Origin of the sequence: Clostridium formicaceticum (assembly GCF_001854185.1) — a bacterium.
GTDB classification, from domain to species: domain Bacteria; phylum Bacillota; class Clostridia; order Peptostreptococcales; family Natronincolaceae; genus Andreesenella; species Andreesenella formicacetica.
This window is the reverse complement of the sequence record NZ_CP017603.1, coordinates 818,939-832,381: the sequence shown is the minus strand read 5'-3', so window position 1 is coordinate 832,381 and position 13,443 is coordinate 818,939. Positions and strand designations below refer to the sequence as shown.

The 13,443-nt window shown below is 35.7% G+C and carries 12 protein-coding genes and 1 other annotated feature; of the genes, 11 read left to right on the top strand and 1 reads right to left on the bottom strand.

From position 1 onward, the window contains the following. Window positions 1–111 precede the first annotated feature (111 nt). The 6 genes from BJL90_RS04010 (at window position 112) to disA (ending at window position 7,384) form a co-directional block, all read left to right on the top strand. Window positions 112–570, top strand: coding sequence for a CtsR family transcriptional regulator (locus BJL90_RS04010; RefSeq protein WP_070964393.1), 459 nt, complete (start codon window positions 112–114; stop codon window positions 568–570). A gap of 10 nt (window positions 571–580) precedes the next feature. After that, complete coding sequence (locus BJL90_RS04005; protein WP_070964390.1) at window positions 581–1,090, top strand: UvrB/UvrC motif-containing protein; 510 nt, start codon at window positions 581–583, stop codon at window positions 1,088–1,090. Between the two features lie 11 nt (window positions 1,091–1,101). Continuing rightward, window positions 1,102–2,124: a protein arginine kinase gene (locus tag BJL90_RS04000; protein WP_070964387.1), complete on the top strand. Its 1,023-nt coding sequence runs from the start codon at window positions 1,102–1,104 to the stop codon at window positions 2,122–2,124. Window positions 2,125–2,140: 16 nt separating this feature from the next. Next, window positions 2,141–4,585: an ATP-dependent Clp protease ATP-binding subunit gene (locus BJL90_RS03995; RefSeq protein WP_070964384.1), complete on the top strand. Its 2,445-nt coding sequence runs from the start codon at window positions 2,141–2,143 to the stop codon at window positions 4,583–4,585. A gap of 153 nt (window positions 4,586–4,738) precedes the next feature. Continuing rightward, window positions 4,739–6,133, top strand: coding sequence for a DNA repair protein RadA (gene radA, locus BJL90_RS03990; protein ID WP_070964382.1), 1,395 nt, complete (start codon window positions 4,739–4,741; stop codon window positions 6,131–6,133). 168 nt (window positions 6,134–6,301) lie between these two features. After that, window positions 6,302–7,384 (top strand): DNA integrity scanning diadenylate cyclase DisA, encoded by a 1,083-nt coding sequence (gene disA / locus BJL90_RS03985; protein WP_070964379.1) that lies wholly within the window; start codon window positions 6,302–6,304, stop codon window positions 7,382–7,384. A gap of 271 nt (window positions 7,385–7,655) precedes the next feature. Here disA and BJL90_RS03980 read toward each other — a convergent pair whose 3' ends face one another. After that, the gene (locus BJL90_RS03980) at window positions 7,656–8,054 is read right to left on the bottom strand and encodes a DUF1573 domain-containing protein (protein ID WP_070964376.1); all 399 of its coding nucleotides are present in this window, start codon (window positions 8,052–8,054) and stop codon (window positions 7,656–7,658) included. A 306-nt stretch (window positions 8,055–8,360) separates the two neighbouring features. Between BJL90_RS03980 and BJL90_RS03975 the strand changes: the two genes are divergently transcribed. From BJL90_RS03975 to proS, 5 genes are all read left to right on the top strand, one after another. Next, the gene (locus BJL90_RS03975; RefSeq protein WP_070964374.1) at window positions 8,361–8,837 is read left to right on the top strand and encodes a CarD family transcriptional regulator; all 477 of its coding nucleotides are present in this window, start codon (window positions 8,361–8,363) and stop codon (window positions 8,835–8,837) included. A 183-nt stretch (window positions 8,838–9,020) separates the two neighbouring features. Beyond that, window positions 9,021–10,121: a PIN/TRAM domain-containing protein gene (locus tag BJL90_RS03970; protein WP_070964371.1), complete on the top strand. Its 1,101-nt coding sequence runs from the start codon at window positions 9,021–9,023 to the stop codon at window positions 10,119–10,121. Between the two features lie 219 nt (window positions 10,122–10,340). Further along, the gene (gene ispD, locus BJL90_RS03965) at window positions 10,341–11,051 is read left to right on the top strand and encodes a 2-C-methyl-D-erythritol 4-phosphate cytidylyltransferase (RefSeq protein ID WP_472235142.1); all 711 of its coding nucleotides are present in this window, start codon (window positions 10,341–10,343) and stop codon (window positions 11,049–11,051) included. A 1-nt stretch (window position 11,052) separates the two neighbouring features. After that, window positions 11,053–11,526 (top strand): 2-C-methyl-D-erythritol 2,4-cyclodiphosphate synthase, encoded by a 474-nt coding sequence (ispF, locus tag BJL90_RS03960; RefSeq protein ID WP_070964368.1) that lies wholly within the window; start codon window positions 11,053–11,055, stop codon window positions 11,524–11,526. 127 nt (window positions 11,527–11,653) lie between these two features. Further along, window positions 11,654–11,869: a binding site (T-box leader), on the top strand. A 60-nt stretch (window positions 11,870–11,929) separates the two neighbouring features. Next, a complete protein-coding gene (gene proS / locus BJL90_RS03955) occupies window positions 11,930–13,372 on the top strand; it encodes a proline--tRNA ligase (RefSeq protein ID WP_070964366.1) in 1,443 nt (480 codons plus the stop codon). The last annotated feature ends 71 nt before the right edge of the window (window positions 13,373–13,443 follow it).

Here is a 13,443-nt window from a genome sequence, read left to right as displayed (position 1 = left end):
TGTTTTTGTGGAATTATTTTAATAAATAATCATTAATAATTATTGACAATTCTTTTATTTTTATATAAAATTAAAGTCAAAGAAGGTCAAATAAGTTTAGGAGGTGATGTTGTGGCAAGGATAAGCGATTCTATTGAAGCTTTTTTAAAGCAATTAATTAAAGAAAGTAAAAATCAAACAGTAGAAATTCAAAGGAATGAACTAGCTAAATACTTTGAATGTGCCCCCTCCCAAATAAACTATGTACTGATGACGCGATTTGACTACACGCAAGGATATTATATAGAGAGTCAAAGGGGTGGCGGAGGATACATTAAAATTAGACAGTTGTTATTTAATGAAAATGAAAATCTTTATTATCTTATTATAAAAGAAATTGGTGACAGCATAACAAAAAGCCAAGGAAATCGTCTCATTGCATCTCTTGAAGAGAGAGGTATTATTTCTTTACGGGAGGCAAAACTTATGAGGGCGGCAACGGATGATGCTGCTATTATATCACCATTAAATATAAGGGATGCAATTCGGGCGAATATTTTAAAAAATATGCTGACGGCATTATTAGGCTAGGAGGGAGACCATGGTTTGTCAAGAGTGCAATAGTAGAAAAGCAACGGTGCATATGACAAAAATTATTCAAGGAAAAAAAGAAGAAGTTCACTTGTGTGAGCAGTGTGCAAAGGTAAAAGACACTTTGAACTTTGACAATGCTTTTTCTATACACAACTTTTTAGCTGGACTTTTAGATGTTACGAAGGATCCCCAGCTAAAGGCTCAATACAGCACTTCGGTACAATGTAGCCAATGTGGCATGACTTATGATAGATTTAAGCAGATAGGGAGATTAAATTGTGATCAGTGTTATAAAGAGTTCAAAACGAACTTAGCCCCTCTAATAAGAAAAGTTCATGGTAATCTTCAGCATACAGGAAAAGTTCCTAAAAGAGCCGGGGGAATTATTCGCCTAAAAAGGGAAGTAAATGAATTAAAATTACAATTAAAAGAAGCCATTGACCAACAAGCTTTTGAAAGGGCTGCGGAACTGAGAGATCATATTAAGCAATTGGAAGATACAATAGAAGGAAGATAGGAGGGAAAAGGATGGAGGAATGGTTAAAAAAGGCAGGTCCAGAGGCTGACATTGTTATTAGCAGCAGGGTCAGGATAGCAAGAAATGTTGAAGGCATCCCCTTTCCCCATAATATTACTGATGATAAGGCACAGGAAATCGTAGATAAAGTATACCATGGTATGATAGAGGGAAATAGTAGTTTGAGGGATAAGTTTCAGTTGATTTCTATGAAGGGTATCAGTGAAATAGAACGTTTAAATTATGTGGAAAAGCATCTCATTAGTCCAGACCTTACTAAAAATGTTACAATTGGGAATATGCTTTTAAATAGTGAAGAAACTATTAGTATTATGATTCATGAGGAGGATCATATAAGAATTCAATGTTTGCTTCCAGGACTACAATTAGAAAATGCTTGGAATACGGCAGACAAAATAGATGATTTGCTGGAGGAGAAGATAGATTATGCCTTTGATGAGGAATTAGGTTATTTAACAACTTGTCCTACAAATCTAGGCACAGGGATGAGAGCCTCTGTTATGATGCATTTACCCGCTTTAGGTTTAACGAGGTATATTCAAGGAGTTTTGAGGGCGGCAGGTCAAATCGGTTTAGATGTGAGAGGGATTTATGGAGAAGGAACAGAATTTTTAGGAAATTTATATCAGATATCTAATCAGGTGACCCTTGGCGTAACAGAGAAGGAAATTGTAGGTAATCTTCATGATGTCACGCTGCAAATCATTGAAAAGGAAAGAATAGCTCGCCAAAGCTTGTTAACAACAAAAAAAATTGAGCTAGAAGATAAGGTGTTCCGTTCATTTGGTATCCTTAAAAATGCTAGAAAAATTACTGCTCATGAAGCAATGCAATTGATTTCGGATGTTAAGTTAGGTGTAGATTTGAGATTAATACAGGAAGTTCAGCTAGAAAAATTAAATGGTCTTATTACTATGATTCAACCAGGTTACTTGCAAAAACATTTTAATAGGATACTAGGCGTTGATGAAAGAGATGTAAAAAGAGCAGAATTAATAAGAGAAGTATTGTAGGATAGGAGGTTATTTTATGGCGGTAAATGGCAGATTTACAGAAAGAGCACAGCAATCTATTATTTTATCTCAGCGATATGCTCAACAATTGGGACATAATTATGTAGGAACAGAGCATTTGCTATTGGGTTTATTGCAAGAAGGAGAAGGGATTGGTGCTAAGGCTTTAAAAAATTTAGGTATTGAAATTTCTCAATTGCAAGAAAAAGTAATTGATACAGTGGGAAAGGGATTGCAGCAGCCACAATTAGTGGGTTTTACCCCAAGAACAAAAAGAGTATTTGAACTTAGTTTTGAGGTAGCTAGAAGCTTAGGACATAGTTATATTGGCACAGAACATTTGCTATTGGGTTTAATAGCAGAAGGTGAGGGAATTGCCGCTAAGGTATTAATTCAAATGGGAATAAATTTAGATAAAGCAAAAGAGGAGGTGTTAAAGTTGTTAAATAATAAAGGTCCTCAGAATAACCATCCTAATCTAAACAATCCACAAAAAGGGATCAGTGGTACACCAACCCTTGATAAGTATGGCAGAGATTTAAACCAAATGGTAAGAGAAGGGAAAATAGATCCTGTTATTGGTAGAAATAAGGAAACGCAGAGGGTTATACAAATATTAAGTAGAAGAACAAAAAATAACCCGTGTTTAGTAGGAGAACCTGGTGTGGGAAAAACAGCTGTAGCAGAAGGCTTAGCTCAGCAAATTGTTGAAGGCAATATTCCTGAAATCTTAAAGGATAAAAGAGTTATTACGCTAGATATTTCTTCCATGTTAGCAGGAGCTAAATATAGGGGAGAGTTTGAAGACCGCCTAAAAAAAGTGATGGAGGAAATAAGGCAGGCAGGAAATGTTATTTTATTTATTGATGAGATTCATACGATGGTTGGCGCAGGAGCAGCGGAAGGAGCTATTGATGCCGCTAACATTTTGAAACCAGCTTTAGCTCGGGGAGAATTGCAAACCATCGGCGCTACCACCATTGATGAGTATAGAAAACATATAGAAAAGGATGCTGCACTAGAAAGAAGATTTCAACCTATCATGATAGAAGAGCCTTCTGTAGAAGATACCATTAAAATACTACAGGGATTAAGGGATAAATATGAGGCGCATCATAGGGTAAAAATAACAGACGAAGCACTAACGGCAGCAGGTGAATTATCCCATCGCTATATTACGGATAGATATCTACCAGACAAAGCCATCGATTTAATTGATGAGGCAGCTTCTAAAGTACGGTTAACGGTGGTAACAGCGCCGTCGGATTTAAAAGACTTAGAGGAGACGCTAGCAAAATTGAGCAAAGAAAAGGAAGAAGCCATCAGCCTACAGGATTTTGAGAGAGCAGCACTGTTAAGGGATAAAGAAAAATCTACGAAGGAAGAACTTGAAAAGAGGCAAGTGGATTGGAAGGATAGGAGTCATATCAATAAGGCTATAGTAGATACCGAGGAAATTGCCGAGGTTGTTGCTGATTGGACGGGCATACCGGTGAAAAAGCTTCAACAGGAAGAGTCTGAAAGACTGCTAAATATGGAGAAGATACTACATGAAAGAGTAATTGGCCAAGAAGAAGCGGTGAAGTCTGTATCGAAGGCTATTAGAAGAGCAAGAGTAGGACTAAAAGATCCTAAAAAACCTATTGGTTCTTTTATTTTCTTAGGGCCTACAGGTGTAGGAAAAACAGAATTATCGAGAGCTTTAGCAGAAGCCATGTTTGGTGAAGAGGATGCTATGCTTCGTATAGATATGTCGGAATATATGGAAAAGCACACAGTGTCAAGATTAATAGGCTCCCCCCCTGGTTATGTAGGGTTTGATGAAGGTGGTCAATTAACAGAAAAGGTTAGAAGAAAGCCCTACTCTGTTATTCTATTTGATGAGATTGAAAAGGCCCATCCAGATGTCTTTAATGTGCTGTTACAAATATTAGATGATGGGCGCCTTACAGATGCAAAAGGTAAGACAGTAGATTTTAAAAATACCATTATCATTATGACTTCTAATGTGGGTGCTCATACGATAAAGAAACAAAAATCTCTCGGATTTGCTGTGAACGAAAAAGACGTTACAAAAAATGAATATGAAAAAATGAAAGACAATGTTATGGGGGAACTAAGAAGAAGTTTTCGGCCTGAATTTTTAAACAGAATTGATGATATTATTGTATTCCATAGCTTAGATAGAGAATATATCACACAAATTGTAGATTTAATGATAGGGGACTTGAAAAAACGTCTGGATAAATTAGATATCCAAGTAGAAATTACAGATAAAGCGAAAGCTTATATTGCAGATCAAGGATATGATCCACAATTTGGCGCAAGGCCTTTAAAGAGAGCAATACAGAAATTGATAGAAGATAAGATATCAGAAGAACTATTGAAGGGAAATGTGATGGCTGGAAATCATGTAGAAATTGATTTTGAGAAAGATGATTTGGTAGTAACGAAAAAATAGGGAGGAAGGAATTCCTTCCTATTTTCATTGAAAAAGTCATACAGATAATAGTATACTTAGAGGGATATGTTTTGTGAAATAAATTTAGCTATAATTCAGTGGGGGGCAAAAATTCTCTCTGAATTGAGTCTTATTTTATATATGGAGGGAATAATGAAAGAAAAAATAATATATCAATGTTCAAGCTGTGGATACCAGTCACTAAAGTGGGTGGGAAGGTGCCCTGGTTGTGATAGTTGGAATACTGTTGAAGAAACCATTGTCCAAATGACTAAAAAGTCTACAACAAGTAAAAATAATATAAAAAAGAAAGCACCTACATTAAAACTAACAGATGTTCAAGGGAGCAAAAGTGATCGCATCGTCACGCAGATAAATGAATTTAATCGGGTGATGGGGGGCGGCATTGTTAGAGATTCCATGACAATTATCACCTCGCCTCCTGGAGGGGGTAAATCTACTTTAACCTTAGCAGTAGCAAATGATGTAGCTGCAAAAGGTTATAAAGTTTTGTATGCTTCTGGAGAAGAAAGTGATAGTCAAATTAAAAATAGGGCGGATAGGATATTGAATAAAATTAATGAGAATATTTGGATTATTGCCGATACAAGTATGGATCATGTTTTAGAAACTATCGAAGAAATAGATCCTGATTTGGTGATTGTGGATAGCATACAGACATTTAGTTTGAGCCAGCATCTACCTGCAAGGGCGGGAAACCCAACACAAACGATGGAGTGTTCTAATGAATTGTTAAAGGTCGCAAAAAATAGTAATAAACCAAGGGCTGTTATTATGATAGGTCAAATGAACAAAAATGATGAAATAGCTGGATTAAGGTCACTGGAACATTTGGTTGATACAGTATTGGTAATAGAGGGAGAAGATGAAGCGGAGTTAAGAGGGATCTTAGCTACAAAAAATAGATTTGGCAGCACTGGAGAAATGGGTTTTTTTTCAATGACGGAAAGAGGACTTTTGTCTATAGATAATCCCTCAGAGTTTTTCATGACGAAAAGAGAAGAAGGGGAAGTTGTTTCAGGAAGTGCCCTAACTGTTCTACGAGAGGGTTCTAGGCCCATTATTGTAGAGATAGAAAGCTTAGTATCTAACGCCTTCACTCCATATCCTTCTAGAATTGGAGAGGCTTTTAGGAGAGAACAATTAAATACACTAATATCTATTCTTGAACAAAGGGGAGGAATTAATCTTTTCAATAAAAATGTAGTTATTAAAACCACAGGGGGAATAAAGCTTAAAGAACAAGCAGTAAATTTGGCTGTTATTATGAGTATTGCTTCCTCTGTATATAATAAAGGTATAGCAAATGATGTAGTTTTTATTGCAGATGTGGGACTTACGGGGGAACTCAAAAAAGTCCCTGCTCTTGAAGCAAGGATAAAAGAGCTTGATAGAATGGGTTTTAAGAAAGTATATATTGCAAAAAATGCTTTTTCTAAAACTGTTAAATTTAATAATATTGACGTTGTTCAACTAAAAACCCTTCAAGAAGTAATTCAGCAGGTTTTTTCAGGAGGGAAGTCTTAGGCCCTTAATCTTTTTATATAGTTTTATAAATATTAATAAATTTGTGGATTCATTGAAAGAATAATGATAAAATTATATACTGAAATATTTAAAAAGTGTAAACTGATTTCAATAGAAATCTATACCTATTAAATGCCCAAAGGAAAAACTAGATAGAAGGAGGGCTATATGATGGTCAAAGAAGACTGGAACAAAGAAGAAGAATTAATAGAAACCCTAAAATTACTAGCACCCGGCACTCCTTTAAGAGAAGGGTTAGAAAATATGTTAAAAGCCAAAACGGGAGCATTGATTGTTATAGCCGATAGCCAAGATATTATGGACATTGTAGACGGTGGATTTCATATTAATGTAGATTTCTCCCCTGCCTATATATATGAGTTAGGAAAGATGGATGGAGCCATTATCCTAAGCTGCGATGCTAAAAAAATATTATATGCTAATGCGCAGTTGATTCCAGATTCATCTATACCTTCCAGTGAAACTGGCATTCGACATCGTATTGCAGAGCAGGTTGCTAAAGAAACGGGAGAAATTGTTGTGGCTATTTCTCAAAGACGGAATATTATTACATTATATAAAGGTTACTATAAATATGTTATACAAGATACGGACAAAATACTGACAAAGGCGAATCAGGCAATACAAACCTTAGAAAAATATAAAATAGCTTTTGATAAAGCGATGACAAGTCTTAGTGCTTTAGAATTTGAAGATTTAGTAACAGTGTATGATGTGGCAGTGGTTTTACAAAGAACAGAAATGGTGATGAAAATTGCTTATGAGATTGAGAAGTTTATTTATGAGTTAGGCAACGAAGGAAGATTAATAAGTATGCAACTAGAAGAGTTAGTAGCCAATGTTAAAGAAGATGGAAAGCATGTTATTTATGATTATAAGGCTACTGCCGAAGAAGATTATGAAACGATTCAAAAAGCCATTAAGTCCTTATCGTCAGAAGAACTTTTGAACCTAAGTAATATTTCAAAATTATTAGGATATGGAAATAATATAAATGCATTGGATTTAGCGGTATCTCCTAAAGGTTATAGAATTTTGACGAAAATACCACGATTACCTTCTAGTGTAATAGAAAATCTAGCAAAGCAATATAATAGCTTTCAAAAAATCCTTAAGGCTTCTATTGGACAGTTAGATGAAGTAGAAGGGATTGGTGAAGTTAGGGCTAGGGCTATTAAAGAAGGCCTAAGAAGACTACAGGAACAGGTGCTGTTAGAGCGTCATATATAAAGTAGGAAAATGTATCCTTCGATGTATTGCTAAGACCCCCGCTTCTAGGTGAACAAACTAAGTGATTTAACATCAAATCAAAGGTTTGGGTTATCTACTTATGTAACTGAGAGATTAAGTACTGCATCCCTGAAGTAAATTCAGCTACAATTCAGTGGGAGTAAAAACTCTCCTCGAATTCAGTCGCATTTCATATCAAAAACAATGAGTTAAGGACAGTTCCTTCGTTGCATAAAGATCATAAGAACTGTCTTTAATTCATGCTAGAGGATTATAATAAACCATACTTTCCCAGGGTTTTCAATTGATTTTCATAATAGCTGTTTAGGAGACTCTCTATATCTGTATTAAAAGCATTAGCAAGAGCAGTTATGTAAAAAAAGTTTATAGACAACTCTTGTTCTATTTTCTCTCTACAAACATCACATAAATCCCCGGTTACATGACTAGACATGTAATTTTTTAATTCAGAATAAGAGATATCCTGCGGAGCTTCTTGTTTTGTGATATTTAATTGTATACATCCACAATAAGTGGCAGATTTTGCAACAGCACGGTTAATACGAGCACTGCTTTCCTGAAGCTTTGTCAATATATCTAAAACACTACTATGCCTGACTAAAACATCATCAACTTTGTGCTGAAAACCCTTTAAAGAAAACTTTTCCATAAAAACACTCCTTATTGATTGACAAAATTTATCTTTTTATTGAATGAAGGTGCATCAGCTAGAATATCCTTCAAAAATCTCACATAGTTAAAAAAACGTTTGCCCCCACATGATTTAATTATACTTTTATTCAATATAATTTGTCAATTGGAGGAAATTTCAAAAAAAATCTTGAAAAGGTAAAGGAAAATTTTGTTGACAATTATTAATGCTTGTGATAAAATAATATTTTTATTTGACAATTGACTCCTGATAATGTATACTGTAATTAACAAAAAAACAAGCAGTTCTGTAGGGGGGAAGAATATGTTCAATATTGGTGATAAAATTGCTTATCCTATCCACGGTGCTGGAATTATTGAAGCTATTGAAGAAAGAGAAATTTTAGGGAAGTCTAGGAAGTATTATATAATGAGGATGCCTTTGAATAATATGAAGGTGATGATTCCGTTAGACAATGTAGAGGATATAGGTATTCGACCAGTCATAAACTTGAAAGAAGTAGAGCAGGTGATGGCTGTGTTGGCATCAGATGTTACAAAAATGCCTCAAAATTGGAACAGAAGATATAGAGCGAATATGGATAGAATAAAAAGTGGAGATATTTATGAAGTAGCAGAGGTAGTAAGAAATTTGATGTTGAGAGATAGAGAGAAAGCGCTGTCCACTGGCGAGAGAAAAATATTGAATAATGCAAGACAAATATTACTGAGTGAGCTTATTCTTGCTGCCGATATGGAGGAGGCAGAAGTGGTTCAACTAATTGATAAAGTAGTAAAATAAGTTTTCTTGCTTTTGTCAAGAAAACTTTGCATTGTTCTTTCTTTCCTTTTATTATACCTTTTGATAAAATAGATAAAAGACGATTAATAGAGTAAATATTTTGCTAAAATTTAAGTATTTTTCTATGGATAGATATTAAAAGTATAAAAAAAGGGAATAATGAAGGAATAAGGAGGTGACCGAATGATTAATAGAATTGTAAGAGGCATTTTGTCCGCTTTAGGGGCACTATCTGGACTATTAATCTATATTTTTATTACCAATAACATCATAACGGTTACAAGAGATAATTTTTTAACTTATGGCATTGGAATCATTATATCTTCGCTTATCGGAGGAGGATTTCTGTTTCTTTTAGCTCCGTGGCTAATTAACAAAGGAAGAGATATTGCTAGCTGGATTGAGAATGAATTGGCTAACGTACCTATTACAAACATTGCTTTAGGGTCTGTGGGACTTATTATAGGTTTAATTATTGCGTATTTAATAAGTCAGTTAACGTATAACATTCCTATTCCTTTTGTAGGAACAATTGTTTCCACAATTGTGTATATTTTCATGGCTTACCTAGGCGTAAATATAGCTACAAAGAAAATAGAAGAATTGCCAAACTTGCAAGCGATGTTTAAGAAAAATGTTGCAAAGGAAAAAGGTAATAAAAAAGAGCATAAAGGATGCCCTAAGATACTAGATACGAGTGTAATCATTGATGGCAGGATTGCAGATATATGTAAAACAGGATTTATTGAAGGTCCTTTGGTGATACCAGAATTTATTCTGGAGGAACTTCGCCATATTGCAGATTCTTCTGTAACGATTAAAAGAAATAGAGGCAGAAGGGGATTGGATATATTAAATAAAATCCAAAAAGAGCTAGATATAGAAGTCAAGATCAATGATAAAACTTTTGACGATATCCCTGAAGTAGATACAAAACTGTTGAAGCTGGCACAATTCTTAGATGGTAAGGTTGTAACGAATGATTACAATTTAAATAAAGTAGCGGAATTTCAAGGGGTGCCAGTATTGAATATTAATGAATTAGCTAATGCTGTAAAGCCAGTAGTTTTACCCGGTGAAGAGATGTTTGTTCAGGTAATTAAAGATGGAAAAGAGTCCGGGCAAGGACTAGCCTATTTAGATGATGGAACCATGATTGTAGTGGAAAGTGGTAAAAAGTATATTGGTCAAAATATTGATGTGTTAGTTACCAGTGTGCTTCAGACGGCTGCCGGTAGGATGATTTTTGCAAAACCAAAGTCTATGGCAGATAAGTCTGCTTAATGCAAAATAAAGTTTTATCCTTCGATGTATTGCTAAACCCTCACTTCCGCAAGTGAGAGAGTAAGCGCTACATCTTCGAAGTAAACTCGGATATAATTCAGGGGGGAGTAATAACTCTCCCCTGAATTAAGTCCTACTTTTATTATCAAGGGATTCCTCCAACGGAGGGATCCCTTGACCATCTTACTGCTTTGAGGCTTTTCAAATTATAAGGAGGACGTGGTTTTATTGGGACAAAAGGGAAAAAACATCGCTATTATTGTAGCGGCGGGAAAAGGTAAAAGAATGGGGCAGGGGTTTAATAAACAGTATATTTTACTGAAAAAGAAACCTATTATTGCTCACACATTAACGGTGTTTGAAGAGAGCGAATATATAGACGAAATTCTTTTGGTGGTAGGGGAGAATGAAATTAATTTTACTACAGAAAATATTATAAAAAAATACGGCTTTAAGAAAGTTATTCAGGTCATCTCTGGAGGTAAAGAAAGACAGGATTCTGTCTATGCGGGTTTATTGGCTATAAAAGATCTGTGTGAAATTGTACTGATACATGACGGTGCGAGACCGTTTTTGGAGAAAAAACTGATTCAAAAGACCATCGATGTAGCTAAGAATATGGGGGCGGCTATTACAGGCATGCCTGTGAAGGATACAATTAAAATCATCAATGATAAAATGGAAGTGGTAGATACTCCTGATAGAAGTCAGTTGTGGGGAGTACAGACACCACAGGCTTTTCAATATCGCCTACTTAAAAGTGCTTATGATAATATCATGACAGAAGGAGTTTTTGTGACAGATGATGCTATGGCATTAGAAAGGTATGGTCATGCTGTAGCGGTTGTTCAAGGAAGTTATGAAAATATAAAAATTACTACACCAGAAGATTTGCTTGTAGCAGAGAGCATACTAAGAAGGGAGAAATAATATGCGCATAGGTTTGGGGTATGATGTACATAGGTTAGTAGAAAACAGAAAACTCATACTAGGTGGAGTGACAATTCCTTATGAAAAAGGCTTGTTGGGACATTCTGATGCAGATGTATTACTACATGCCGTCAAGGATGCCTTGCTAGGAGCAGCAGGATTGGGGGATATTGGAAAACACTTTCCGGATACGGATGAAAGGTATAAGGGGGCCGATAGCCTAAGGCTATTGGGAGAAGTGGGAAAAATGCTATTATTAAAAGGGTATGTTGTAAATAACATAGATGCTACGATTATTGCGGAAAGACCTAAAATGGCCCATTATATTGAAACGATGAAGGAAAATATTGCTACTGCTTTGGATATTTCTGTACATCAGGTAAATATCAAAGCCACTACAACAGAAGGATTAGGGTTTGAAGGAAGAGGAGAGGGGATTGCTGCTCAAGCTATTGCTAGCATTGTTATAAAGTGAATTTTTATAATAAGGAAGAGGATAGATAAGTATGTTATGATGAATTTCAATGATTTCCTTTTTGCAAAATATTTCATAAGGCGTTGACATAAACAATATAATGCTATATGCTATAAAAAAAGAATATTCCTATGCTATGATGGGGAATAGTAAAAAAACAAAACTTTTCCAGAGAATAAACCCTAGGCTGTAAGGTTTTAGAGTAATGTTTTTTGAACCCGCCCTTGAGCTGTTGGCTGAAGAATAAGTAGGTTATACCGGTGGACACCGTTAAAGTCATCAAGAGAACCTTATAGGTTAACTAGAGTGGTACCGCGGGAAAAGTAAGTCTCTCGTCTCTAAATATAGAGATGAGAGGCTTTTTTGATGTATTTTTAGCAAATAAGAGAAAGGAGAATGAAAGATGGGCAAAAAAGACAAACAATTTGTTGCCGAGATTACACCGATGGAAGTAGACTTTGCGCAATGGTATACAGATGTTATTTTAAAGACAGATTTAGTAGATTATTCACCTGTAAAAGGATTTATGGTAATCAAGCCCTATGGTTATGCGATTTGGGAAAACATCCAAAAATACATGGATCACCGTTTTAAAGAAACTGGACACAAAAACTGCTATTTTCCACTACTGATTCCAGAAAGCCTGTTGAAAAAGGAAGCGGAACACGTGGAAGGGTTTGCACCTGAGGTAGCTTGGGTGACGCATGGAGGACAAGAGGAATTAGGAGAGAGGCTTTGTGTTCGTCCTACTTCTGAGACGATTATCTGTGAAATGTATTCGAAGTGGTTAAAATCCTATAGAGATCTACCTTTTCTATACAACCAATGGTGTAGTGTAGTCCGATGGGAAAAAAGCACACGACCTTTTTTAAGAACCTCTGAATTTTTGTGGCAAGAAGGACACACGTTACATGAAACCTATGAAGAAGCACAAGAAGAAACACTGCAAATGCTAAGCATTTATAAAGAGACAGCAGAGGAACTTTTGGCTATGCCGGTAGTAGTGGGAAGAAAAAGTGAAAAAGAAAAATTTGCAGGAGCGCATGCTACTTATACCATGGAGGCTTTAATGCACGATGGTAAAGCGCTGCAGGCTGGAACTTCTCATAATCTAGCGCAACACTTCACAACTGCTTTTGATATTAATTATTTAGATAGAGATGGCGAGTTAAAGCATCCATATCATACTTCTTGGGGAGTATCTACCCGCCTCATTGGAGGTATTATTATGGTGCATGGAGATAATCGTGGCTTAGTGCTGCCGCCGGGAATTGCACCTGTCCAGGTGGTGATTGTACCTATTGCTGCCCATAAAGGTGGTGTTATCGAAAAAGTAGATGAAATCTTTGCACAGTTAAAGGATGATATTAGAGTAGAGGTGGATGATAGGGAAAACTATTCCCCGGGTTGGAAGTTTAACGAATGGGAAATGAAAGGGGTACCCATCCGCATTGAGATAGGACCAAAGGATATTGAAAATCAGCAGGTTGTTTTATTTAGGAGAGATACTCTAGAAAAAGAAGTCGTGGCATTGAGGGATTTGAAGGAGAAGGTGCAGTGTTTACTAAAGGATGTCCACAATAATTTACTGCTTAAGGCAAAAAATATGAGAGATGAAAAAACTTATTATATTAAAAACTTTGATGAAATGAAGGAAATTATGCAAAAAGGGCCTGGTTTTGTAAAGGCTATGTGGTGTGAAGAGAGAGAATGTGAGGATAGGATTAAGACAGAAACGGGTGCTACTGTTCGGTGCATTCCTTTCGAACAAGAAAAGTTAGGAGAAACCTGTCCTTTCTGTGGTAAAGAAGCAAAAGTAATGGCTTATTTTGCAAAAGCTTACTAATGAATAAAGTCCCCTGGATCAGGGGACTTTATTGTTTAACATGAATCTGAACTTGAACATGAAGCAATTCC